Source organism: Paenibacillus provencensis, from assembly GCF_042678545.1.
Classification (GTDB): Bacteria; Bacillota; Bacilli; order Paenibacillales; family Paenibacillaceae; genus Paenibacillus; species Paenibacillus provencensis.
Genome location: NZ_JBHTKX010000001.1, coordinates 988,393 through 1,012,061 on the forward strand (window position 1 = coordinate 988,393; position 23,669 = coordinate 1,012,061).

The following is a 23,669-nucleotide window of genomic DNA, read 5'->3' on the forward strand; positions in this document are numbered from 1 at the left end:
TCGTAGATGAACTTGGAGGTGTTTTATTTGATGGGTAAGTTATAGGAAAAGGGATGATTTCATCCTCACAAATGTGATATTATGTAAAAATGATTGTTGAAGAATTCGTCCTGTTAATAGACGAAAACATGACTATAGTGGGGGTGTAGATTATGAGTGTCTCAATGATAACTTTGATGATCACGGGAATAATAATCTTTTATGCCATTGCAATAATACTTTTAGTCAATTTTATTGGTAAGAAATTGTTCAAAGACAAAACCAATATGATCTTCGTATATGCCTCCATTATTCTGGTAATTCAAACGTATGATATATTTAAAGGTTTATTGAATAATCAGGGTATAGATTCTTTTAACATTTTATTTCTCTGTATAGGTTTAGCGTGGATTTTCCAAGGGATCAGAAAAAAAAGATTAAATCATTAATAAAAAATTGCATTCTTCGTTAAATGTGAATCTCAGCTTCTGCTATTAAATCACCCGTATTTTTTAGTATTACAGCGACTCTGTCATTATATTTCTCCACATTAATCCAGGCGATCAACTGGTCTGGTCCGTATGTATTTACATAATCAGCAAATGAGACTTCTCCATTACTTTCAACAATCTCAGTATACGATCGGAATGGATGATTCCCCTTAAGACTACTTAGAAAACGATCAAATTCATATTGTAATGCTTGTAGATTATGCCCGACTTGCTCATCGAGAATTGCAATAATCATATAAGAAACTCCTTCGCTCAGCTTAAATTCAAAATCTTCATCCCTTAATTAAATCCTGAGACATGTCAACACGAGATAATAATTGATCCAACAGTTCTTGTCTCGTGAGGAAAGTGATATATTTACTATGCTTCTTCAATAGTTGTTCTTCACTTTCAGAGATTTCCATCTCAATAATTTTCATTACTGTTGTCTAAATAACGGTGGCGTACGCCCCTTTCATGATATCCTATCGATTGAATGGCATGAATGGCATGAATGGCCTGTAAGTCCTCTAATGAGCAATGGCTTAAGATCTGTTCAAGCGAGGTATGCTGGTTATCCCATTGAATTCTCATTTCTGATTCTGAAACTTCCCGTGATGTTACATCTTGTCCATATAGATTGTGGTGCGTGTATGTATCAATTAATTGTTTGATTACCGCAGCATTATTCTGTGCTGTTCTGTAATTCATCATTTCATCTCATCTCCTTAGCTATAGAACGCAGCAAACTTTATAATTTGGTTCAACGTTATCATTATAAAGATCACTAGAAATGGAGGAACAGTGCAATGATATATGATTTAAAAAGTAACCCTGATATGTCTCCAATCGTTGGTATGTTATATTCGGCGGTGGAGCAAAATTGTGTGCGCCTTCAGATGATTACACAGGGGATGCTGCAGAATGAGCTGGATTACAAGGGTCCAGGCGATCGTTATAATAGTGCAGCACAGCTGATTAAACATCTCATGTATGTGGATTTGAACTGGGTGTATAGATTTAAAGGACAAGCGTTACCTTCTAATTATGCAGATAAATACGGTCCGATGATTGTTGAAGATGGCAGACTTCCCATGATAGCTGGAGTTTCGATTGATACATTCATGTCAAATTATACAGAGGTATTATCTATGCTGAGAGATACATGCAGGCAGCTATCAGATAGAGATCTGGATCAAGTCGTTCGGTTCGGTCACATGAATGAGAAAGAAGCAACGATTCGCTGGGGGATATGGCATATGGCAGATCATAACCGTTATCATCAGGCTCATATTAATCAGCTTCGAAAATGGTATCGGGAACAGGTAGTGATAGAGTGAATAAGTACCCCCGTTTCGTTGAAATTAAAAGAATGGAGTTATTGAATATGGGTTCAACTAAACGGAAATTACGAAAAGTATATATTATATTACTAATAACTATTGATTTGCTATGGTTTATCACATCAATGATAGAGTATGAAATTACTTTCTTTAAAAAAAGTAATTATCTCATCCCAATCATACTGCATGTCATTTTATTTTACCTGCTGGCAAGAAAAAGTGAAGGTAACAGACTAATTGTTTTAGTTATAATAATTACACTTTCTTTTTTTCTTCTAATTAAGCATTCTTTTACTCCAATATTTAATCCGTTTAGTTATGAATACGTAACCGTTCCTGCAAATAAAGGAGGTGTAATAGTTGAACACCGACCAAACCTAATTGATCAAGGTATTAAATATTTTCGTGTTTATCAAACTAAATTTGCAGGACTTTTTTTAACAGAACTAACCACCAAGGAAGTAGTAGTAGAGGAGCCATACAACTTAATTTTTTCTGAAGAAGATTTTTTCGATTATAATTCTCCAAAATGGACAAAAGATACTGTCACATTCGACACGTATAATGGGGAACTAACACTTAACCTTAAATAAAAACCCCAAGTGTTGTGATTAAGTATATATTTGGGGCTATTCCAATAATGAGAACGATACTCTTGATTTATTATTGAAAATTACTACCGTTTCTCTTCTTATTCATCTGTAATACAACAGCCGGTTGGCAGCGGCGTTTCGGAAGTCCGTTGGTGTTAGATGCGTCATCTGTTTGAAGGACTTCATAAAATGCTGGCTGTCATGGTACCCCAGCTGCATTGCAATTTCTTGTACCGTTTGATTCGTATCGGTCAGGAGAAAGGCAGCTGCTTCCATCTTCTGCTGCACGATATACTGCTTGAGCGTAACTCCGGCAATAGAAGCGAACAGATGAGACAGATATTTGGAGTTATATCCAAAATGATCGGCAATTTCAGATACCTTGAGCGGCTCAAACCGATTCCAGCTAATATAATCCACAACATCATTATAGAGCTGCAACTGCTTGAGCTTCTTGCCGAGCACATTCTCTGCAGCATAGGATTGATGGTATAGTTCACACAGTATAGTAGTTGCCATGTAATTGCCAAGTGTCGGATTCTGATAACTACGCATAGAATCCTGCAGCTGTTTCATCATAATGACGATCTTGTCCATGCCTCGCAAATGCCCTTTAGACGGGATAAATATATGGTTCTGGGCAGGCTGATAATCACGAACAGGTATCGCATTGAAAGAGGGATGGTCTGCAGTAAAATGAAGCCAGTAGAAGCTGCAGTCGGACTTCTTATAGCCGAATTGCTTCATTCTTGGTGGCATGAGCAGAAAATCTCCCTCTTGCAGTACATGCTTCTCCTGATCACCTGCGATATACAGCTCGCCCTTGGTCTGAACGAACAGCTCGTAATCCATTAGTATCCTGCTCATATGAATCCAGTCTGGAGAAGGAGAGACGAATTTTCCTGTCATTTGTAAAATTAAGGGTTTCTCTATATTAAAAGCGTATCCAACCATCGATGTATATCCTCCGACTATATCTAACCTTTTAACACCTTAAATCTGACATTCCTATTATAGATTATTTTCAAGAGTAGTTACTACTCGTTGATTGATACTATTTTTTATCACTTACGTTTCATCTGCGTCAATACGCAATCACCTGACTTTTGTACACGAATTCGAACGTTTCTCCACTTCACTCCTGCAGCTTAACAGGCTATTCTGAAATAGCAAGCTTGAACCATTTAAGTAGAGTGTGGAAGGTGGATAAGAGAATGTCTACGAGGGAAGAAGCAGTGAAGAGTCATGTATTGCAGGATTTTCGCTTAGATCAGGTTTGCTTGACGAGGGAGTATTATGCCAATGCATTTGCGAAGGAGCTCCACTATTTACATAGCTATGACTTGGACCGACTGCTTGCTGGATTTCGCGAAACCTGCGGCCTTACTCCCAAAGCTGCCAAATATCCGGGCTGGGAGAATACCGAGATTCGGGGACATACCCTCGGGCATTACATGAGTGCATGTGCTCAGGCCTATGAGCAAACAAGCGATCCGGCGATGCTTGAGAAATTGACTTACATCATATCAGAACTTAAGGTGTGTCAATTTGAAAGCGGTTATTTGTCTGCATTTCCGGAGAGCTTGATCGATAACGTAGAGAAGAGACAGCCCGCCTGGGTTCCATGGTACACTATACATAAGCTGATTGCCGGGCTCATAGCCGTTTACCACGCAACAGAGTCGGCAGATGCCAAAGAGGTTGTCTGTAAATTAGGTGACTGGGTTGCAGCACGTACTTCCCGCTGGTCTCAGGAGCTGCAAACGACAGTGCTTGCGGTTGAATACGGTGGAATGAATGACTGCTTGTATGATCTCTATAAAATATCAGCAGATCCACAGCACCTGGAGGCAGCACATAAATTTGATGAAATTCCATTGTTCGAAGCCATCGCTCAGGGTGTAGATATATTAAAAGGCAAGCATGCAAATACAACGATCCCTAAATTCCTGGGAGCGCTTAACCGTTATCGTACGCTGGGTGAAAGTGAGAAATTTTATCTTGAGGCAGCCAAGAAATTCTGGGATATCGTAGTATATCATCACACGTATATGACGGGCGGCAACAGTGAATCGGAGCATTTTGGAGAGCCAGATATCCTGGATGCAAGACGGACGGATATCACTTGCGAGACGTGTAATAGCTACAACATGCTGAAGCTGACTCGTGAGCTGTTCAAACTTACCCGGGAAAAGAAGTATGCCGATTATTATGAAACGAGCTACATCAATGCGATTCTATCCTCACAAAATCCCGAGACGGGAATGACAATGTATTTTCAGCCGATGGCTACCGGTTATTTCAAAATATACAGCTCTCCGTTTGAGCACTTCTGGTGCTGCACAGGTACGGGGATGGAGAGCTTTACGAAGCTGAATGACAGCATCTATTTTTACAATGACAATGAGCTGTACGTGAATCAATTTATTAGTTCCAGGCTGGATTATGTACAGAAGAATATTCGAATTACGCAAACCGCCAGTATTCCTGAACGTGATGATGTACAGTTTATCATTGAAACGACAGATGGACGAGACCAGGCGATGAAGCTTTATATTCGAGTGCCTCACTGGATTCAGGGTGAAATATCTGTTCTATTAAATGGCAAGCGGCTTGAACCTCAGATTTGTAATGATTATCTTGAGGTAGAACGGGTCTGGCACAGTGGAGATGTCCTGGATTTAGTTCTACCCATGAAGGTGCTTGCCTGCAGACTCCCTGACAATCCGGCAGCGGTGGGCTTCCAGTATGGTCCGTTTGTGCTTAGCGCAGCTCTAGGCATTGAAGATATGACGCTGTCAAGCACGGGCATCATGGTGCAAGTGCCGACGAAGCGAATGCGGGTTAAGGACTTTATCATTCCTAACGGGATTACTCCTAAAGAATGGATACAATCCATCGAAGAGCATGTTGTTAAAGATGAGAATCGAATGGAATTTCGTTTAAAGAACACTGATGAGGATGAACGGTTAATTTTTACACCTCATTATAAGCAGCATAAGGAACGATACGGCATCTACTGGAACATTGTTGAAAATGACTCGGAGGAGCTGAGACGCCATTTGGAGCTTGGCAGGCTTGAGGTCCTGACGAAGGAGGCAACCATTGATAGCGTTCAGGTAGGTAATGATCAGTATGAACTCCAGCATGAGATCAAGGGCGTGAATACATTCAGCGGAGCTTGGGATGGTCAGAATGGCAGACTTGCAAACGAGGAGGGCTGGTTCAGTTATACGCTGGCTGTCGATCCAGATGATGTGAATGTGCTTCAGGTGACGTACTTCCTCATCAACCATAATCGTGCCATGAATATTTATGTGAACGATCAGCTTCTCGCGCGAGAAGAAACCGGCTATGAACGTAGAAGAGAGTTTGTGACCAAGGAATATCAGATTACGCAAGGCATGATCAATAAGAGCAGTCAAGTTGTCGTTAAGTTTAAGCCAGAAGCAGATTTGAATGGTATTTATGGTGTACTTCGAACGATGAGGCCGATTAGAAATTAAGCATGGAATAATTATTCTAAGAATAACGATTTGGGTCATTCTATTAAATCACTAGAGGAGGAAATTATAATGGATGCTTATCTATTCGTACATTTCAAAGAGAAGAAAACACCGGACGGTGAACAGATTTATTTTGGCCTGAGTACGGATGGCCTGAACTGGGAGCAAGTCAACGATGGTAACCCTGTGCTGTGGAGCGAACTGGGAGATAAAGGGGTTAGAGATCATACCATTGTACGGACAAGAGAAGGGAAGTTCTTCATTATTGCAACGGATTTAAGTCTTGCTAATGGCTTTAATACGAAGTACAAGAGCAGCTGGGCCAGCATTTCAAGAGAAGGGAGCAAGTGCTTGTCTCTATGGGAATCGGTGGATTTGGTGAACTGGTCCGAACAGAGAATGATTGAGCTTGGAGATGAGGACTTTGGTTGTCTGTGGGCACCCGATGTCATTTATGACCACAAGAACGATGACTATGTTCTGCATTGGTCTTCTGCACATGCCTCTAATAATTTCGGGCATAAGGCGATTTATTACTCCCGAACGAAAGATTTCGTAAACTTCTCGAAGCCGGAGATGCTGTGCCGCAAAGACGGCAGCGGGATTATTGATTCTGCAATTTATGAGGAGAACGGGACCTTTTATCGCTTTCTAAAAAGCGAGAATGATCCCGAGGGGATCATTCTGCAGAAGGGCAATACGCTTACTGGTGAACATACCCGTATTGAAGCGTTTGATGAAGAAATGGCGAAGCTGGGGCATCATGCCTATGAAGCGCCAACGGCATTTAAGGTAAAGGACGGCAGATGGTGCCTGCTGCTAGACTTTTTCGGTGTAGAAGGCGAAGGACAAGGTTATGTTCCTTTTCTAGCGGATGATATCGACAGCGGGAGGTTTATTCGCTCCGATGAAAGCTTCAGCTTCCCATATGGCTTCAAGCACGGGACCGTGCTGCCAATCACCATGGAGGAGTATGAACGCATTAAGAATTGGAATTTTGCACAGGATCGGCTCACGAAGCAAGAAGCAGGAATAGGGTAATTAAATTTAATAGCCTAAAGGTATATTGGAATAAATTCAAGTTTGAAAAAATACAGCTGGTTTAAAAAATAGATAACGTAAGACGGACTGCAGGAGTACATGAGTCTGTCTTACGTTTATTTTTTCTGAATGTCATTTACTGAGTAAAGAAATTTACAGATTAATAATATTTGTTTGTGTTGTTTTAACGGATATTAGTCAGGTATCACTCAGAAGATGTGGGAAATGGGCTGGGATGAACGGAATGGAGGAAATATAAGCTCCATGCTCGAGGAACATGAGATTAAAGACTTTATGGACATCCATCAGCCTTTACGGATATGGAAGCCGGATTTTGGGCAGCTTGACTCATGGAGGAGCGGCATTCTGGGAGGGAATTGTGCCCGGTTCTATAACATCGATGAAATGTAAAGTTTGCTCCGAAGATACCAATGTCTTTTAACACAAAAAGGTAGAACTCATCTCCTGAACTCCATATACTTAACATGAACTACATGTCCGCATAGGTCTGTAATTAAGCAATAAACCAATTTATCCAATGACAATCAGGGAGTGTGACCAATGAATTCTACGATGCCAATCATTATCGCACACAGGGGAGCGGCGGGAGTTGCACCGGAAAATACACTGGCTTCTTTCGAGCTTGCTCTTACGCAAGGCTGCAATGCATTTGAACTGGACATTCATCTCTCCAAGGATGGAGAAATCATGGTGATTCATGATTACACGATTGACCGCACGACAGATGGTACGGGAGCGGTTCAGGATATGACCCTGGATGAACTGAGAAGCTTCGATGCTGGGAGCTGGTACGATGCAAAGTTTCAAGGGCAGAAGATCCTTACGCTCAGAGAAGTTTTTGAACTAGCACCTAAGGATCTGATGATTAATGTGGAAATTAAAGGGGGACTGGAACAGGGGATCGAGCAGAAGCTCGTAACCCTCCTGCGGGAATATGACCGGACAGAGCAGGTCGTTGTTTCTTCCTTCCACTTTGGCGCTTTGCAGAAACTTCAAGCTCTTGATTCTTCAATTAAGCTTGGACTTCTATATCATCAGGATTTTCAGCATCCTGAATATTTGCCGAATGCCGTTGGAGTGAATACGTATTCCCTTCATCCTTACTACAAGCAGCTCACAGACAACCAACTGGCAGTGACTCTGGAAAAAGGACTTGCGGTGTATCCTTGGACAGTAAATGAGACAGAGGATATGAAACGTATGGTAGAGCTTGGAGTAAGCGGTATTATTACGGATTACCCTGAGCGATTAAAGCAAGTCCTCGGTGAACTTCAAGCAAGTATGAACTAGTCAGCCTTGAGACAGAATGAATTAGACCTATCGCGAACTGCTTCGCAAACGAAGATCCTTAAAACAGTGCTTGGATGAAGATACCTTTGTCCGTACAAGCACTGTTTTTTTTGCGGGGCCAGATTGTATTTGTATTTCGCTTAAGATGGATTCAGATCATTCGACGGTACTCAAGTGGAGTGCAGCCTGTCTTTTGCTTAAATAGAGCATTGAAATAAGACACATCCTGATAACTTACAGCAGCTGCGATGTTGCTGACTTTTTGCGAGGTTGTACGAAGTAAGCGTCTTGCCGCATGGATTCTTACATTTTGTAAATAATCGGTCATGTTCATCCCCATATGGCGTTTAAACACCCGGTGAAATTGCCGCTCGCTGAGCCCCATTTTATGAGCCATCTCCTGCACGGTTATTCGGCAGCTATATCTCTCATGCAGCTCACTCAGCACGGCTTCCAGATGTATGGAATTCTCACCTTCTCTAAGATTCTCTGCCGTTTCCATTCGATGGATCAGTAGGAGCAGCTGTAAAATGCCGCTGTACAGGGCAAGTTCTCTTCCAAGTCGGTTTACTTGATACTCTCGGTGTAATTGCTGGAAAAGAATTAGAGCTTCCCCATATTTATCAGAATATTGACGATACTCATCCATCGTTAACAGGGAGTCCAGCACATCACTTCCAGGAATGGGAGCCACCGTGTGTCTAAATTCATCAATTGCCAATATACAGTTGTAGACAATGAGCGGATGTCTGCCTGTTATGCCCTGAGGTCTGAAGACATGCGACGTACCTTGAGGCAGGAGAAAGAGATCACCTTGCTTAACCGGAAGGCTGATGCCGCTCAGCATATGCGTGCCGCTGCCTTCAGCAACATAGCTGATTTCAAAAAAATCATGCTGATGCTCGGATAACTCATAAGATTCTACACTGCGATTAAGATATAACGGTAAACCCTGTGAAAAAAAAGATTCGCCTCTCATCAAATCAATTCTCCGTTTGGCACTCATCTTATCGACTCTCCTCCAATAATGTCCGATCAGCCAGGATGATTTGTCTGATTACACTATATAAAGCGCTATCATTCATCGTAAAATGAAAGAGGGAAAAACACAAGGGAAGGGATTAGAAGTAGCTACGATTAAATAGAAGAAAGGCAGGAGAGCATGATGAATCAACAAGCAGCACTCTCAGTGAGCCAAGTGACCTGTGAGTATCGTGAGCATTTGCTCGGAGCCGATCAGTTCGTTCCCCGTTTTGGCTGGAAGCTGATTTCAAAGAGAAGAGGGATCAAGCAGCAGGCATATCAGCTTGTCGTTTCAGATGCGGCTGATTTCAGCTTATCTTTATGGGACACGGGGAGAGTCGAATCGGATCAATCCCTTCACATTGAATATGCCGGTCCCACTCTCCAGTCCAGAACACGCTACTATTACCGAGTTCAGGTATGGGATCAGGAAGACAATTGTTCCGATTGGAGCAGTATAGGATGGTGGGAGACGGCATTTCTTCACTCTGATGAATGGCAGGCAGATTGGATTATGCCGATGCAGCGGTCAACTGTCAAGCAGAGTGGGGAGTGGCCTGATTCGCCACCTGTTACGCTGCTTCGGAAAACAGTCCAGCTGAAGGGAAATATCGTATCAGCCCGAGTATATGCTACGGCAGCAGGGTTATACGACTTGCATTTGAATGGTGAAAGAGTGGGGGAGGAGCTGCTCGCGCCGGGCTGGACCAGCTATCATCATCGGCATCAGTACCAAACATACGATGTGACCCGTTATCTGCATGCAGGTGGGAATGGGATCGGTATTCGCGTAGCCGATGGCTGGTATTCGGGACGTATCTCCTGGGAGAAGGGATTTCGGAGCGCTTATGGAGCGTATCGCGCAGCACTTCTTGAGCTGCATGTTCAATATGCCGATGGCAGCGAGGAGGTTGTTCTGACTGATGAGACATGGAAGACATCGGAAGGACCTATTCGCTACACGAGCATATATGATGGGGAAATCTATGATGCAAGACTCGAAGACGCGGGGTGGAGCAAATATGAATATGACGATAGCGCTTGGGAGAATGCTTTTCCAATAGATTTGCCTTATAATCCGCTGATAGCACAAGAAAATTGGCCGGTGAAGGTAACGGAAACGATTCGTCCTGTGTCGGTTCTGCATACTCCCCGTGGTGAAACGGTGCTTGATATGGGGCAGAACATGGTTGGACGGATCCGGATTAATATGAACCTGGATGCAGGAACAAAGATTACCCTGTATCATGCGGAGGTGCTGGATCGGGAAGGGAATTTCTACACCGGCAATTTGCGTAGTGCCAAGCAATTAGTAGAATATACTGCACGGGGGAAGGGCGAAGACAACTACGCACCGGCCTTTACTTTCATGGGATTCAGATATGTCCGAATTCTAGGACTGGAGGAGCTTGCTGATTCGGTGCTTATAAAGGGCTTCACTGGGGAAGTTATGCATTCTGATATGGTTCAGACGGGACAATTCGCCTGTTCTGACGAACGGGTGAATCGGCTTCAGCAAAATATCGTTTGGGGACAACGGGGCAACTTTGTCGATATTCCAACCGATTGTCCACAGCGGGATGAGCGTCTCGGCTGGACGGGTGATGCGCAGGTATTTATACGTACAGCAGCATTTAATTATCAGGTGGCCCCCTTCTTCGCGAAATGGCTGCGAGATCTGGCGGCGGATCAGCGGGAAGACGGAAGTGTACCCTTCACGATTCCGAGTATTCTGAAATGGAATCAAGACACTTCGGCAGCTTGGGGAGATGCGGCTGTCATCTGTCCTTGGACCCAATATCAATGCTATGGGGACATCAGGCTCCTGTCAGAGCAGTATGACAGTATGAAAGCCTGGGTGAATTATATTCGAGGTGAAGGTGAATACGAATATTTGTGGAATACAGGTCATCATTTCGGCGACTGGCTTGCTCTTGATGCGAAGGAGAACAGCTATGTGGGTGCAACGCCGCTCGATCTGATTGCAACATCCTTCTACGCGTATTCTGTTGATCTTGTTAGGAACGCGGCTGTTGTTCTGGGCAGAACAGAAGACGTGAAGGAATTCAGTGATTTGCTGTATCAGGTGCGAAGAGCTTATCAGAATGAATTTGTCACTCCTGCAGGCCGGCTGGCTGCTCCAATGCAGACTGCCCATGTACTTGCTCTGATGTTTGGCCTCGTTGAGGGAGACACGAAGAGAAGAACGGCAAGTGAACTCAACCGAATGGTTGTACAGAACGATTATCATTTAACGACAGGATTTGTAGGGACTCCTTATCTGTGCTTTGTGTTGTCTGAAAATGGTTATCATGAGACAGCGGTCAAATTACTGTTGCAGGACAGTTATCCATCTTGGCTGTATTCCATTGCGCAAGGGGCCACAACGATATGGGAGCATTGGGATGGGATTAAGTCCGACGGCACGTTCTGGAGTGATGACATGAACTCCTATAATCATTATGCTTATGGTGCGATCGGCGATTGGATGTATCGGTATCTTGCGGGTCTGGATATGGAGGATACGGATATCGCTTACAAGAAGATACGGATCAACCCTCGATTTGCAGCAGGACAGCTGAATTATGCTTCAGCTAAGCTGGATTCTTCTTATGGAATTATTGAATCCTCATGGCAAGAGGATCAGGGCCATAGAACAGTCCGAATTCAGATCCCTGTGAATACAGAAGCTAAGATTATTCTTGAAGGAGCAAATCTCGCTCAGCTTATGGAGAGCGGTCTTTCCGTAGAGGAAGTGGAAGGGATATTTGAGATCATAAGTACATCTGAAGGGGTAGAGCTTAGAGCGGGTTCAGGGGAGTATGAGTTCAGCTATAAATATTCATAATATTAAAAAAACACACAAGCCTGCTATTCGTCAGCAGGCTTGTGTGTCTTATGAGAATGATGAAGCGCGGAATAGCTGCGTCGATAAGCGGATGAAAGCCATATATCCCGCGCTTCCTGCTTATCGCTTTTTTGTTTCTTGTTCCTCATCCGGCGCCTCCAGTATATCTTCGGTCAAGTTGGCCTTGGTAATGGAACCGGATTGATCAAGCACGTCAAAAGGCTTATGGTTCTCGTCAGAATCCGGGATCGGTTCCACGCCAGCTCCGCGATCGGTTTTATCGTGAGTCACAATAATCACCCTTTCCATTCTTGACATAGTATGCACGCTGGTCAGCGTAAATATGTACGTCATTACCTCTGATATAGCATGTTGAAACAGAAGCCCCGTCCAAGAAATGTGGAACGTGTGAGCTTCTATTTGAGCTCCATTACTGTCATTAACCCCAGTCATTGCTTATCTCAAGCTTACAATCTCAAGCAGCTGCTCGGACATATATTCGGGGCTGAATGAAAGTCCTCCATTAATCCATTCAATGATGATCCCGAAGATGGAATAAGCAATATAGCTGGCATGGATATCGGGATTAATCTTCGCATGAGGCCTTTGCTCTGCTATGCTTTCCAGAGCTAAATTCTTCAGCACATTGCATATGCGATTTTGAAATCCCGATAATTTATCTGACTTAACGATTAAAACGTAGAAATCAGCGAATTTATAAACATGATCAAATACTTTTACGGCAGCAGATGTCATATTTCTCACTTCCAGTACTTCAACATGCAAGTAGGGATCGCGATAAGATTCAATCAAGTCTTGAATGACGTCATCTAATATTTCGTCTAATATATCCTCCTTATACTGAAAATGCTTATAGAAAGTGCCCCGGTTAAGATTAGCAACCTGTACCAAGTCTGTGATCGAAATCTCTTTAAACTCTTTTCTCTTCATCAATTGAATGAGTGCATCCTTCAGTGCTTGCTTGGATTTAATAATTCTACGATCAATAGAATCATGCTTATCGTTCATCTTGCTGTCCTCCTTGCGAGATATAGATTGTGTAAATAGACATCTAGCTATGTAATTGTATGTTAGTATACAAATCAATGATTTTTTGATGATTGAATAATCGTTTACACATTTATTATACTATAATTGTAATAAGTTAATGAACAATTGTTCGTTATATTCATGTAAACGCATTCTAAAATACAGGAGGTAATTCAATATGAAACTTCAAAACAAAGTAGCTATTATTACGGGAGCAGCTTCCGGTATGGGGAAAGAAACGGCGATCCTGTATGCTCAAGAAGGGGCAAAAGTAGTCGTGTCCGACTTGAATCTGGAAGGTGCGAATGCAACGGTTGAAGCGATTAAAGCTGCAGGTGGAGAGGCTTTCGCGGTCAAGACGAACGTCGCTTCTCTAGAAAATATTAATACACTGATTGATACAACGGTTGAGAAATACGGTACTGTAGATATTCTGGTGAACAATGCCGGAATTATGGACAACTTTGAACCAGCTGGTGAGGTTGAAGATGAGAGATGGGAGCGTATCTTCGCTATTAACACAACGAGCGTAATGCGTGCGACACGCAAAGTGTTACCAATCTTCATGGAGAAGCAAAGTGGTGTTATCATCAACATCGCATCAGCTGGCGGACTTCAAGGTGCTCGTGCAGGTGCTGCATATACGGCTTCCAAGCATGCCGTTGTTGGCATCACGAAGAATACAGGCTTCATGTATGCCAAAGAAGGAATCAGATGTGTGGCTATTGCTCCAGGTGGAGTAGAAACGAATATCAGCGCTTCCATGACGGGCGTTAGTCAGTATGGCATGGGTCGCTCCCAAGCGGGGCTGGCAATCAATCCACGTATCGGTAAACCAGCAGAGATTGCACAAGTCGCGTTGTTCCTCGCATCTGATGATGCCAGCTTCGTGAACGGAACTGTAATTAGTGCAGATGCTGGATGGATGGCATACTAAAATCATATCGATCTGGTAGAATAGATAAGGCCCGCTGACTGTCAGCGGGCCTTTTTTCAATATGGGGAAAGGTCTTATATCAAATGCACCATGCCACACAATATTAACAACTCGTTCCCTCGTTAAACAGCACGATCTTATTGCTCTTCATGCTGTTCCTTACATCAATGACTCTGATTGCTCGGCCTTCAAGCCCTTCTCATGATTATGTATCCCTTGGCATTTAATATGAATGACACGATGTTAACGGTTATATTCATATTTACTTTAATCCAGCTTGTATTCTATCTTTTGTTCATAACACTGCTGTTTCGGATGGCCAAGCTGATCGAGAAATGGAGAGGAACGATCCATGTATAGACTATTCTTCACTACATGACTGAGCTGCTCGATATTGGTTTAAAATAACGATATAACTGTAGAAGGGAGGGGAAGCAATGGCAAGGGAAGTCTATTCCGTTCCATACGGATATGAACCCAAGGAGGACGAGACCAAAGGAACCCTGATCTATTATGATGACTTTGACGGAATAGAGGACAGGGATCTGGTAAACGCGTTAGATATAACAGAAGCCAAAAAGTTCAAGAAGCTGGTTCTCTATCCCCTTCACGATGCCACCATTAAGCGCATGCTGAAGCACAGTACACAGCCCTTCTATAAGAGAGAGGATCGGCTGCATGATTGGAAGCGTGAGCAGTCAAATCACAGACTCATAATGGTTGAAGGCTGGGAGGGCAAGCGTAAAAAGTATACACCGATGGAGGCAGCACTGCGGCATTTAACGGAGCATTATCCTGCACCATATTTTCTGTACATCTCGCCACTCTATGCCAACCTGTTTGCTTCTTATTCCTTCTTTGAAGAATGGATAAAGAAGGTTCGATTAATCTTGAATGATACGCCAAGAGAGCTGCATCCAAATTTGGAGAAGTACGAGAATCGTTGGGAGATCATTACAAATCAAAATAAATGATATTTAACTAAACCGTTTCCTTGCATAGAGGAGCGGTTTTTTTGTGTGAAAAGGTTCAATAACAGAATGACTTCCCAATAGAACAACCTCTGAATTTCATAATCTATTTATTTCAACATATGAAAAATTCATAACAATAAAAAATTCGTATCTAGCACATTCCAACCAAATCAACATGTACATGTATCTATAATTAAAATACGGAATAAGGACGGGGTTAAAAGTAAGAATAATTCATTTACGATAATTATATAATAAATTAGGATAAAAATTTATTGTAAAACGATAAATGCTATGTTAGATTCAATAAGATAAAAATTTGGTGAGGTGTTTGTATGAAACGAGGTTCAACATTATTTTTAAAAGCAGCTGTTTTTCTTATCGGAATCCCAGTGCTTGCATTATGTATTGTTGGTCTGCCTTGGTTGGTAAGTAATCCAGTGAATCCAGAATTTGCACATATTCTATATCCGATCGTGATTATTATGTATGTGTCAGTGATCCCTTTCTGTATTGGGCTCTATCAAGCGATGCGGCTGCTTAGCTACATTGACAAGAACAAGGCATTCTCGATAATAGCAGTTAATGCATTAAAGTTGATAAAAATCTGTGCTTTCTCAATAAGCATTCTATATGTGATCAATTTGCCATTCATCTATCTGTTGGCTGAGAAAGACGACGCGCCAGGTGTGATCATCATTGGTTTGGTATTAATTTTTGCTTCCCTGGTGGTTGCCGTATTCGCCGCAGTTCTTCAGAAGCTTATGCAAGAGGCGATCGAGATCAAATCTGAAAATGACCTAATCATCTGAGGTGGAATATCATGGCCATAATAATAAATATTGATGTAATGCTGGCGAAGAGAAAAATGAGTGTTACCGAGCTCTCCGAGCGAATCGGGATAACGATGGCCAATCTTTCCATATTAAAAAATGGAAAGGCCAAGGCGATTCGACTAACGACGCTGGAGGCGATATGTAAGGCGTTAGAGTGTCAGCCAGGAGATATTTTGGAGTATCGAAGTGATGAGGAGCCTGCAGAAGCAGATCAGTGAGGGACAACACAGCAGTCGAAACATAATTTCAGTCGAACCGTTGACGGCTTACTCCTGGATAAAGAAGACTAAGGAGGAGTGCAGCCTTGACCAGGTCGGCTGATTTTTTTATGGATATGAAACTATATATACTCTTGATTTAAGCAACTAAAGGTAGTATGAAATTGATTCAGTTAACATAACACTTAATATGTTTAAATCCATAATTATCATGCTCTCAAGCTTATGCGAGCCTTGAATCGGTGGTAATTCTACAATGAGCATTGACCAACAGAATAGCTTTTCCTAAAATGGTTTAATTAGAGGGAAGAGAATATGATCCATATATGTCGAAGCCCCGTACCTCTATAATGAAAGAAGGCGGACTGATGAACTGGAAACGGATCACCCTAACGGGAATGATCACTGCATTACTGTCTACTGTTCACGTATTTCCCCATCATGAGGCATTAGCAGAGGCTAACAATTCGATACAAGTGTTTATTGATGACGAACCAGTAAGCTTGGCAACTTCTTCTTATGTTGAGCAGGGTACGATTATGGTTCCAATCACCATGCTTCATAAGCTGTCGGAAGTTCAAATCAAGTGGAATAATACAAACAAGACAGCTACAGTGCAGATGAACGGACAATTCCTTTCCCTCGAGCCGGGTGTAACGAAGATTTCATATGCAGGGGATGTGTACCATCTAAAAGAAGAGGTTCAATTAATCAATCATCGCGTAATGGTGCCTGCTGCATTCCTGAGCGAGATCTCAGACACAGAAATGCGGTTTGATAAGATGGACCGAATCTTATATCTCACCACGAACCAATACTACACAATGACTGCTCCCCGGCATGAAGAAATTCAATTACAAGCGGCACAGGTGAATAAGTATGATCACGTTGAAGGAATGAACCTTATAGTTAATGGAAAGTCTCATCCTTTTACGGAATGGGAAGGAATGTGGGACTGGAGCTACAAGCCTGTTATTCATGTAGAAGATCTCACGAATGACGAGCGGGAAGAATTTGCAGTCATCAATACATTGGGATACGGGACAGGACTCATGCAGCAGGAAGTCCATACTGTAGATCTGGAAACACTGAAGGAAATTTCTATTCAGTCCTACGAGGAAATTACTAACGAATGGATTGATTCCTCTATTACAACGCAGGATGGACAGGTCACTGTGTCTGTGAAAATAAACGGACAAGAGGAAATAAAGCACACACTTGAGGAATATACAGGACATCCTCCGGATTATTTCTATTCTAAGCTTGGCTTCGGTGCAGTCGTCTATTATTTCATCGAAAATGGAAAGCTTACCGCTCGTCTTGGGGCTTCAGCGAGTACCGTTGTTTTTTCGGGGGATGTAACGATCGAGTACAAATATAAGGACGGTCGCTTCCTAGCAGACAAGGTGAACTATGCTCCTTATCACAAATAACAAGCACAGCTTGAGTATGATATAGCCGATATGGAATCAGTCCTCTTGATCTGGTAGTAAATTTAATTACTATGAGAAAAATTCATGATAAAGACAGGATTTGTTTTCGAACGTTTTTCGGAATTATGTTATGATGAATGACGGAGAGATTTTTACCTAAATATAATATATACAAATGAATGTTTTGTTATTGGAGGAGATTCGATGTTTAAATGGTTAAAAGGCAAGGCCGCAGAAAAAATGGATGTTCTTGATATTGCAGCCCCGCTGACAGGAACGGTAGTTCCACTTGCGAATGTTCCAGACGAAGCATTTGCTTCGAAGGCCATGGGTGAAGGTGTAGCCATTGAGCCGACAGAAGGTAAGGTTGTAGCACCGTTTGACGGCAAAGTAGCTCATTTGATTGAGAAGAGCAAGCATGCCGTTATTCTGGAGCACACAACGGGAGTACAAGTGCTTATCCACATCGGTGTAAACACCGTTTCAATGAAGGGTGAAGGCTTCAAAGCCCATGTCAGCACAGGGGATGAAGTAAAAGCAGGTCAGCTTCTGATCGAGTTTGACATGGCCGCAATTCAGGCTGCAGGATACCCGGTGATTACTCCTGTATTGATTCCGGCTGGTATCGATGCAGTGAAGAGTGTAGAACCAAACGAAGCCGCTGGCAGCGTAACTGCACAATCCGGAAGTGTTATTAAAGTTCATTTAAATTAATTTGTACGGGAATACTTAAAGTATAATTCAATTTACACATCAGGACCTCATTTCTTACTTTAATTGAAGATATGAGGTCCTTTCCTATGTATTTTCACCATTCCTTAACTGCAGAGATCAACATAAACATAGGTCTTCGTAGCTCTTCTTCATATGCTGGATTGGAGCTTAGCATCTCTGCTGTCGGCTTCAGCTCAGATATTTGAGTCAGCCGAAAGCCTGCAGACAAGAGTCCATTTACGTAGGTGGAAACGGTGCGGTGATATTTCATAACGGCATGACCTAGAAAATCAGCTTCACGTACACCCTCCAGGTGGTAGTTGTCTACAGGCCAGTGTAATTTAGTGCCTGTGGTATCGTAATAGAAATCTTGTGCTTCCAGTGCTGTAAACATCGGATGCTCCACGGAGAAAACAAAATGGCCACCGGGAGTCAGGATTCTATGTACTTTATGGCCTAGGGATTCAAAGTCTCCAATATAGTGTATGGCCAGCGAGCTGATCACCACTTCAAAAGATTCGTCATCCACATTCAGATCTTCGATCGCAACTCTTCTATATTCAATATGCTGATGATCTGTCAGACCTCTTGCACGTTCCAGCATCTTCTCCGAGATATCAATGCCAAGCACAGATTTAGCTCCTTGCTCCACTGCATAGCGACAGTGCCAGCCATAACCACAACCGAGATCAAGCACTGATTTATCCTTAAGGTTCGGCAGCATTCTTCTGAGTTCAGGCCATTCTCCAGCTGCCTCCAATCCGCATGTAGAGCGGGGCATACGGCTGTATTCGTTGAAAAAAGGCGATTCATCATACTTATTTTGCTTCATAATGGGATGCTCCTTCTCCAGTAGTATCAACATCAATACTCTACTGAATTTAGATGAAAGAATCTAGACTATAAGCTCATTATAATTATTTATTACCTTGGACTCAGTGCAAATGGAATTATAAAAACCGCAGCTTCACACCGTATTACGGGTAATGAAAGAGCGGTTGATGTCGGTTGTGAAGGTTCTGGATGATTACGAATGATTACGGCTGATAGTGCGAAGAACCATGTGGATAATAATAATGATATGGACTGGCCTTTACCCATTCGTAATCATCGTCCGAATACCCCTGAGGACCATAACTTGTTTGATGAAAAACACCTTGGGCAGGAATGTTATTCCCCTGTGCAAGCATTTCTTGTGTTTGATTCACAGTACGATGGGTGATGTTCTTTCCTTGTGTGCTGCTCTTTGTTTTTTTACAGCCAGGTGGTGGACCGAGAATAACCGATTCTTGAATAGGTGCGACAGCTTCCGCATATTCTTCTTCATTCACACAGTAAGCGAGCTTCATAATCTCTTTGGGTGTGAACCGTAGGAAATCAGAACCGTATACGATGTCAGGTGTAGGTTCATCAAAGATTGTAAGGATATGCGTATTATCCTTCATGGACACGATCCAGTGGAACCATCCTTTAGGAAACATGGAGACTTGACCGGGCTTTAGCCGATAAGACATAAGTTTTTGGGTGAAAGGGTCGAACACGGAGGTTACGACTTCTCCGCTAATGACATACACCAGTTCATTTACGTTCGTGTGCCAGTGCGGCTGAATTATAATATTCTTACTCATATGTGCACTGAAAAAACCGGTTTCGATGGCAGGCATTTGCTCTGCAAACATCTGTGTAATGTAATTATGCGCATCTCTCTTGTAAGTAGTGACGGCATTGGAATCCCCGCTTAAATTGAGGGATGGAGATTGCAAGACTGGATTGGTCTTCATAAGCTGCTGTTCCTCCCATTCATTACGCTAACATATTTTTTTCAGCATATGCCTAGATCATAGATTTTGCTCCTGGAAGTCTTAATTTTCAGCAGTTCGAGGAAAAAGGTTTGTCGAAATTGATATGAAAGCGCTATAATTGAAATTAATGTAAAAAGAATCTCTGGGGTTAAGGGAGAGGAAATAATGGGAAAGAGCAAGACATTCTATAATATATTCATTCCTATTCTCATCCTGAGCTTGGGACTCGTTATATCCTTTGGCAGTTATATTTATGTGTCGACTACAAATTCAGTCGTTGATCGGATCGGAGACAGTCAGCAGAGCCTGATATCACAAATTCGTAATACACTTGAACAGAAGATCCAGACGATTGAATATGCTTTTAACACGTACAGTACAACCAAATCCTTCACAGATGTAATCAACAACCCGCTCACAGAGCAGGAATTCCAAACCTATCAGGAGGTAAACTCCCAGCTTAATTACATCGCCTCACTTGGGCTGGATGGGGTTCAGTACTCTCTAATCAGCCTTAAGCAAGACTGGAGCATTACGAATGGTTCCTTATCTCGATTAACAGAAGAAGAAAAAAATGAACTGTACAATAAATATATAAACGAACAAAGCGAGGATCTGTTCTGGGTAAAAACTGAGGACGGAATGCAATTTGTACATACCCTGCCTGTATTCTCGAACAACAAGCAAGCGATCGCACTCTCATCGATATCGTTAAAGACGCTCAATAACACGCTCCAGTCACAACCCAACACACCTGTTTATATCCTGAACAAGCAAGGCGAGCTTCTGTATTCTGCGGACACGGAACACCCTCAGCTGAGTGATTCCCAAATCAGACAGATCATGGATTCAACCGCCAATCGGCCGCAAACAGGGAAGTTAGCGATCACGGGGAACGAGGCAGAAGTGAATGTGATTTATGCGAAATCCTCGTATAATAACTGGACTTTTGTTACGCTGCTGGATGATAAGGCGGTTAGTGAAGCGATGTCTGCTACACGAATCGGTATCGTTGTCATGGGTTTAATCATTATGATACTAATTTTTATCATCGCTTACTTCTTGTCCGTATATTTGTCTAAGCCGATTCGCAAGATTCAGCGCAGCTTAGCTAATAGCTCTGAACCAATGATGAAGGATGAGGTAGACTGGATCATCAGATCAATTGATTCGATCGTGTCAGAGAAGGAAAGTCTGGAGCATTTAATGGAGGCTGAGAAACCGAAGCTGCAAACACAGTTTGTTCTTAATTTGCTGCATAACCGTCTAACATCTGAAGAGGCATGGCACAGTCTGTCACGTTTCGGGTATCGAATCCAAGAAAACACCGTATTTGTGACCATGCTTGTTCAAATGGACCGTTACCATGACAAACAGCTCTCTGATAAAGACGTGTTGCTGCTCGCGGTAAACAATCTGGTGCAGGATATTGTCCCTCAGGAAGGGAGACTGCTTCCTGTTGTTAAGAATGAGCGAACCCAAGCAACGATTCTAATGTTCGAGGGTGATAGCGATCAGGAGATCCGTAAAAAAATCATGACATATGCCAAGCAGATTATACGATCCTCAAGGGAATATTTGAGACTGCCTGTCAGTATCGGTGTAAGTCAGTGTTATAACGACCTCCTAAAGAGCTGTGAAGCTTGTGAGATGAGCATAGAGGCCCTTCATCAGAGACTTAATTTAGGAAAAGAGTCCATTATCTTCTTTGATGATATTTCGACGGTCATCTCAGGCCCTATGGTTCTTCATTATCCAGCAGTGCATGAGACGCAGCTATTTGATGCAATTCGGCTGGGTGATGAAGGAGCCGTTCTTCGTGCGCTGTATCCACTGCTCGCTGATATGATGAAGCACAGCAAGAACCCGATGAATCTGGAAGTAACATTGATGCGTTTCGTAAATAACTTGATTCAACTTGAACAGCACATAGGCGCTGAAGTATTGCTAACGCCGGATAACGCTGATTTGTACCACCGCTTATTGAATATACGCAATCCGGAGGAGATTGAACGCATTCTGGTGGATGAAGTAATACTGCCCATGGCTAAATGCATGAAGGAGAAGACAAACCACCAATTCAGGTCGATCGCCGATCGTATAGCATCCATCATCCGGGCTGAATACGACCAGGAACTGTCGCTGGAATCCATCAGTGAAAGACTGCACTACAGTCCTAACTATCTAAGCAGCATCTTCAAGAAGGAATACGGCATGACATTTACGGAATACCTGATGAACTATCGATTGGATATCGCAAGAAAATGGCTGGTGGATACGGACATGACCATTAAGGATATTGCCGAGCGGTTACAGTATCAGAACCCTCAAAATTTTATTAGATCCTTTCGCAAGAAAGAGCATGTGACACCCGGGGCTTATCGAAAAATGAAGCTACAGGCATGACTATTTAGGCTTGTGTCAAACAAAAGAAGTTCGGAGAGTGCGAGCATGAAAATGATGCGCGTAAGCCGAACTTCTTTGCTTTTACTTTATCTATCCTTTTACCGCCCCAAGCAATGCCCCTTTTGTAAAATGCTTCTGTACGAACGGATAGGCAATCAGCATAGGAAGTGTAGCAACTACAATGACGGCCATCTTGATGGTCTGTGCAGGCGGGATAATATCCACTGCAGAGCTGTCGCCTTCCATGCCGCTGGAGACGATAACGATTTGTCTCAGAAGGACCTGCAAAGGCCATTTGTCCGAATCTGTCAGGTATAAAATAGCATTCGTATAAGTATTCCAGTACGTAACCCCATAGAACAAGGACAGTGTAGCAATCGACGGAAGGGCGAGCGGCAGCATAATGCTCCCAAGAATTCGGAAATCATTCGCTCCGTCAATCTTGGCAGACTCTTCAAGACTATCCGGCAGTGCTTGGAAGAAGTTTCTCATAATGATCAGGTTGAAAGCATTGATAGCGACTGGCAGGATCAACGACCAATACGAATCAATCAGGCCGACCGCTTTGACGACCAAAAAGGTAGGGATCATCCCGCCGCTAAACAGCATGGAGAACACAACAATAAAGTTGATGAAGCTTCTTCCATATAAATATTTTCGGGACAAGCCATAAGCCATCAGTGCAGTCAGGAGCATACTCACAGCCGTTCCCACGATCGTTGTACCGATCGATACCGCAAGACCTTGGAAGATCGTCGAGGTCGAGAAGATGTACTTGTATGCATCCAAGGAAAACGTCGTCGGGAATAATACGATCTTCTTCTCAACCAACTCCTGCGTAGATGCAAATGAGCTTGCGAGTACATTAATGAAGGGAAGCAGACAAGCCAGAGCGATCAGTGCAAGCAGCGTGTAATTGACTACATTGAATATTCGGTTTCCAAGCGACTCTTTTTTATAGGCGGGTTTCTTGGCAGTTGCAGCCATAGGATGAGGACCTCCTTCTATTTCGGGTGTAAGTAATATTGAGATATATACACCTTATCAAGGAGATAAAATTCCGTATATAATCATGTCCTACGGCTTTAATTTCACGGTAAAAAGACATTCCGCACACCGATAATCCTGATATTAAATAATGATCATGAGCTACATTGATCCCTG

23 protein-coding genes are annotated in these 23,669 nt (G+C 42.7%); 14 read left to right on the forward strand and 9 right to left on the reverse strand.

From position 1 onward, the window contains the following. Window positions 1-447: 447 nt before the first annotated feature. Both ACFQ3J_RS04670 and ACFQ3J_RS04675 read right to left on the reverse strand, forming a co-directional pair. Window positions 448-726: a hypothetical protein gene (locus ACFQ3J_RS04670; RefSeq protein WP_251581413.1), complete on the reverse strand. Its 279-nt coding sequence runs from the start codon at window positions 724-726 to the stop codon at window positions 448-450. Between the two features lie 170 nt (window positions 727-896). Next, window positions 897-1,184 (reverse strand): hypothetical protein, encoded by a 288-nt coding sequence (locus ACFQ3J_RS04675; RefSeq protein WP_251581415.1) that lies wholly within the window; start codon window positions 1,182-1,184, stop codon window positions 897-899. 95 nt (window positions 1,185-1,279) lie between these two features. On the opposite strand from ACFQ3J_RS04675, the gene ACFQ3J_RS04680 reads away from it, so the two are divergent. Both ACFQ3J_RS04680 and ACFQ3J_RS04685 read left to right on the forward strand, forming a co-directional pair. Beyond that, window positions 1,280-1,810: a DinB family protein gene (locus tag ACFQ3J_RS04680; RefSeq protein WP_251581417.1), complete on the forward strand. Its 531-nt coding sequence runs from the start codon at window positions 1,280-1,282 to the stop codon at window positions 1,808-1,810. Window positions 1,811-1,857: 47 nt separating this feature from the next. Beyond that, entirely contained in the window at window positions 1,858-2,406 is a 549-nt protein-coding gene (locus tag ACFQ3J_RS04685; protein ID WP_251581419.1) for a hypothetical protein, read from the forward strand. A gap of 102 nt (window positions 2,407-2,508) precedes the next feature. On the opposite strand, the gene ACFQ3J_RS04690 is transcribed toward ACFQ3J_RS04685, so the two are convergent. Next, window positions 2,509-3,360, reverse strand: a complete 852-nt coding sequence (locus ACFQ3J_RS04690; RefSeq protein ID WP_251581422.1) for an AraC family transcriptional regulator — start codon at window positions 3,358-3,360, stop codon at window positions 2,509-2,511. A gap of 260 nt (window positions 3,361-3,620) precedes the next feature. On the opposite strand from ACFQ3J_RS04690, the gene ACFQ3J_RS04695 reads away from it, so the two are divergent. From ACFQ3J_RS04695 to ACFQ3J_RS04710, 4 genes are all read left to right on the forward strand, one after another. Further along, a complete protein-coding gene (locus ACFQ3J_RS04695) occupies window positions 3,621-5,912 on the forward strand; it encodes a beta-L-arabinofuranosidase domain-containing protein (protein WP_251581423.1) in 2,292 nt (763 codons plus the stop codon). A gap of 69 nt (window positions 5,913-5,981) precedes the next feature. Continuing rightward, a complete protein-coding gene (locus ACFQ3J_RS04700) occupies window positions 5,982-6,953 on the forward strand; it encodes a glycoside hydrolase family 43 protein (protein WP_251581424.1) in 972 nt (323 codons plus the stop codon). 225 nt (window positions 6,954-7,178) lie between these two features. Then, entirely contained in the window at window positions 7,179-7,364 is a 186-nt protein-coding gene (locus ACFQ3J_RS04705) for a hypothetical protein (RefSeq protein WP_251581425.1), read from the forward strand. Between the two features lie 150 nt (window positions 7,365-7,514). Then, a complete protein-coding gene (locus tag ACFQ3J_RS04710) occupies window positions 7,515-8,264 on the forward strand; it encodes a glycerophosphodiester phosphodiesterase (protein WP_251581426.1) in 750 nt (249 codons plus the stop codon). A gap of 151 nt (window positions 8,265-8,415) precedes the next feature. Here ACFQ3J_RS04710 and ACFQ3J_RS04715 read toward each other — a convergent pair whose 3' ends face one another. Continuing rightward, window positions 8,416-9,270 (reverse strand): AraC family transcriptional regulator, encoded by an 855-nt coding sequence (locus ACFQ3J_RS04715; RefSeq protein ID WP_251581427.1) that lies wholly within the window; start codon window positions 9,268-9,270, stop codon window positions 8,416-8,418. A 156-nt stretch (window positions 9,271-9,426) separates the two neighbouring features. Between ACFQ3J_RS04715 and ACFQ3J_RS04720 the strand changes: the two genes are divergently transcribed. Next, on the forward strand, window positions 9,427-12,135 hold the full coding sequence (locus tag ACFQ3J_RS04720) for an alpha-L-rhamnosidase (protein ID WP_251581429.1): 2,709 nt from the start codon (window positions 9,427-9,429) through the stop codon (window positions 12,133-12,135). 120 nt (window positions 12,136-12,255) lie between these two features. Here ACFQ3J_RS04720 and ACFQ3J_RS04725 read toward each other — a convergent pair whose 3' ends face one another. Together ACFQ3J_RS04725 and ACFQ3J_RS04730 are read right to left on the reverse strand one after the other, a co-directional pair. Beyond that, window positions 12,256-12,426 (reverse strand): hypothetical protein, encoded by a 171-nt coding sequence (locus ACFQ3J_RS04725; protein WP_170862413.1) that lies wholly within the window; start codon window positions 12,424-12,426, stop codon window positions 12,256-12,258. A 165-nt stretch (window positions 12,427-12,591) separates the two neighbouring features. Next, complete coding sequence (locus ACFQ3J_RS04730) at window positions 12,592-13,164, reverse strand: TetR/AcrR family transcriptional regulator (protein ID WP_091157081.1); 573 nt, start codon at window positions 13,162-13,164, stop codon at window positions 12,592-12,594. 199 nt (window positions 13,165-13,363) lie between these two features. Between ACFQ3J_RS04730 and ACFQ3J_RS04735 the strand changes: the two genes are divergently transcribed. The 6 genes from ACFQ3J_RS04735 (at window position 13,364) to ACFQ3J_RS04760 (ending at window position 18,297) form a co-directional block, all read left to right on the forward strand. Further along, window positions 13,364-14,122 (forward strand): SDR family oxidoreductase, encoded by a 759-nt coding sequence (locus tag ACFQ3J_RS04735; protein ID WP_251581430.1) that lies wholly within the window; start codon window positions 13,364-13,366, stop codon window positions 14,120-14,122. 437 nt (window positions 14,123-14,559) lie between these two features. Then, complete coding sequence (locus tag ACFQ3J_RS04740; RefSeq protein ID WP_251581431.1) at window positions 14,560-15,096, forward strand: hypothetical protein; 537 nt, start codon at window positions 14,560-14,562, stop codon at window positions 15,094-15,096. Between the two features lie 335 nt (window positions 15,097-15,431). Continuing rightward, window positions 15,432-15,908 (forward strand): DUF2975 domain-containing protein, encoded by a 477-nt coding sequence (locus ACFQ3J_RS04745; RefSeq protein ID WP_091157073.1) that lies wholly within the window; start codon window positions 15,432-15,434, stop codon window positions 15,906-15,908. Window positions 15,909-15,919: 11 nt separating this feature from the next. Continuing rightward, entirely contained in the window at window positions 15,920-16,150 is a 231-nt protein-coding gene (locus ACFQ3J_RS04750) for a helix-turn-helix domain-containing protein (protein ID WP_091157070.1), read from the forward strand. A 368-nt stretch (window positions 16,151-16,518) separates the two neighbouring features. Beyond that, window positions 16,519-17,583: a stalk domain-containing protein gene (locus tag ACFQ3J_RS04755; protein ID WP_251581432.1), complete on the forward strand. Its 1,065-nt coding sequence runs from the start codon at window positions 16,519-16,521 to the stop codon at window positions 17,581-17,583. A gap of 204 nt (window positions 17,584-17,787) precedes the next feature. Continuing rightward, window positions 17,788-18,297 carry a PTS sugar transporter subunit IIA gene (locus ACFQ3J_RS04760; protein ID WP_091157066.1) on the forward strand — a complete coding sequence of 170 codons (510 nt, stop codon included), beginning with the start codon at window positions 17,788-17,790 and terminating at the stop codon, window positions 18,295-18,297. 94 nt (window positions 18,298-18,391) lie between these two features. Here the strand turns inward: ACFQ3J_RS04760 and ACFQ3J_RS04765 are convergent, their stop codons facing one another. Together ACFQ3J_RS04765 and ACFQ3J_RS04770 are read right to left on the reverse strand one after the other, a co-directional pair. Next, window positions 18,392-19,129 carry a class I SAM-dependent methyltransferase gene (locus tag ACFQ3J_RS04765; RefSeq protein WP_251581433.1) on the reverse strand — a complete coding sequence of 246 codons (738 nt, stop codon included), beginning with the start codon at window positions 19,127-19,129 and terminating at the stop codon, window positions 18,392-18,394. 205 nt (window positions 19,130-19,334) lie between these two features. Then, window positions 19,335-20,078 carry a cupin domain-containing protein gene (locus tag ACFQ3J_RS04770; protein WP_251581434.1) on the reverse strand — a complete coding sequence of 248 codons (744 nt, stop codon included), beginning with the start codon at window positions 20,076-20,078 and terminating at the stop codon, window positions 19,335-19,337. A 186-nt stretch (window positions 20,079-20,264) separates the two neighbouring features. Here ACFQ3J_RS04770 and ACFQ3J_RS04775 point away from each other — a divergent pair, with 186 nt between their 5' ends. Beyond that, window positions 20,265-22,505 carry an AraC family transcriptional regulator gene (locus ACFQ3J_RS04775; RefSeq protein WP_251581435.1) on the forward strand — a complete coding sequence of 747 codons (2,241 nt, stop codon included), beginning with the start codon at window positions 20,265-20,267 and terminating at the stop codon, window positions 22,503-22,505. A 90-nt stretch (window positions 22,506-22,595) separates the two neighbouring features. On the opposite strand, the gene ACFQ3J_RS04780 is transcribed toward ACFQ3J_RS04775, so the two are convergent. Next, window positions 22,596-23,492, reverse strand: coding sequence for a carbohydrate ABC transporter permease (locus ACFQ3J_RS04780; RefSeq protein ID WP_091157050.1), 897 nt, complete (start codon window positions 23,490-23,492; stop codon window positions 22,596-22,598). Between the last annotated feature and the right edge of the window lie 177 nt (window positions 23,493-23,669).

Bases quoted from the DNA above. Each gene is read 5' to 3' on its own strand.
- ACFQ3J_RS04670 (WP_251581413.1), bottom strand. From the start codon at position 726: ATGATTATTGCAATTCTCGATGAGCAAGTCGGGCATAATCTACAAGCA.
- ACFQ3J_RS04675 (WP_251581415.1), bottom strand. From the start codon at position 1,184: ATGATGAATTACAGAACAGCACAGAATAATGCTGCGGTAATCAAACAA.
- ACFQ3J_RS04680 (WP_251581417.1), top strand. From the start codon at position 1,280: ATGATATATGATTTAAAAAGTAACCCTGATATGTCTCCAATCGTTGGT.
- ACFQ3J_RS04685 (WP_251581419.1), top strand. From the start codon at position 1,858: ATGGGTTCAACTAAACGGAAATTACGAAAAGTATATATTATATTACTA.
- ACFQ3J_RS04690 (WP_251581422.1), bottom strand. From the start codon at position 3,360: ATGGTTGGATACGCTTTTAATATAGAGAAACCCTTAATTTTACAAATG.
- ACFQ3J_RS04695 (WP_251581423.1), top strand. From the start codon at position 3,621: ATGTCTACGAGGGAAGAAGCAGTGAAGAGTCATGTATTGCAGGATTTT.
- ACFQ3J_RS04700 (WP_251581424.1), top strand. From the start codon at position 5,982: ATGGATGCTTATCTATTCGTACATTTCAAAGAGAAGAAAACACCGGAC.
- ACFQ3J_RS04705 (WP_251581425.1), top strand. From the start codon at position 7,179: ATGGGCTGGGATGAACGGAATGGAGGAAATATAAGCTCCATGCTCGAG.
- ACFQ3J_RS04710 (WP_251581426.1), top strand. From the start codon at position 7,515: ATGAATTCTACGATGCCAATCATTATCGCACACAGGGGAGCGGCGGGA.
- ACFQ3J_RS04715 (WP_251581427.1), bottom strand. From the start codon at position 9,270: ATGAGTGCCAAACGGAGAATTGATTTGATGAGAGGCGAATCTTTTTTT.
- ACFQ3J_RS04720 (WP_251581429.1), top strand. From the start codon at position 9,427: ATGATGAATCAACAAGCAGCACTCTCAGTGAGCCAAGTGACCTGTGAG.
- ACFQ3J_RS04730 (WP_091157081.1), bottom strand. From the start codon at position 13,164: ATGAACGATAAGCATGATTCTATTGATCGTAGAATTATTAAATCCAAG.
- ACFQ3J_RS04735 (WP_251581430.1), top strand. From the start codon at position 13,364: ATGAAACTTCAAAACAAAGTAGCTATTATTACGGGAGCAGCTTCCGGT.
- ACFQ3J_RS04740 (WP_251581431.1), top strand. From the start codon at position 14,560: ATGGCAAGGGAAGTCTATTCCGTTCCATACGGATATGAACCCAAGGAG.
- ACFQ3J_RS04745 (WP_091157073.1), top strand. From the start codon at position 15,432: ATGAAACGAGGTTCAACATTATTTTTAAAAGCAGCTGTTTTTCTTATC.
- ACFQ3J_RS04750 (WP_091157070.1), top strand. From the start codon at position 15,920: ATGGCCATAATAATAAATATTGATGTAATGCTGGCGAAGAGAAAAATG.
- ACFQ3J_RS04755 (WP_251581432.1), top strand. From the start codon at position 16,519: ATGAACTGGAAACGGATCACCCTAACGGGAATGATCACTGCATTACTG.
- ACFQ3J_RS04760 (WP_091157066.1), top strand. From the start codon at position 17,788: ATGTTTAAATGGTTAAAAGGCAAGGCCGCAGAAAAAATGGATGTTCTT.
- ACFQ3J_RS04765 (WP_251581433.1), bottom strand. From the start codon at position 19,129: ATGAAGCAAAATAAGTATGATGAATCGCCTTTTTTCAACGAATACAGC.
- ACFQ3J_RS04770 (WP_251581434.1), bottom strand. From the start codon at position 20,078: ATGAAGACCAATCCAGTCTTGCAATCTCCATCCCTCAATTTAAGCGGG.
- ACFQ3J_RS04775 (WP_251581435.1), top strand. From the start codon at position 20,265: ATGGGAAAGAGCAAGACATTCTATAATATATTCATTCCTATTCTCATC.
- ACFQ3J_RS04780 (WP_091157050.1), bottom strand. From the start codon at position 23,492: ATGGCTGCAACTGCCAAGAAACCCGCCTATAAAAAAGAGTCGCTTGGA.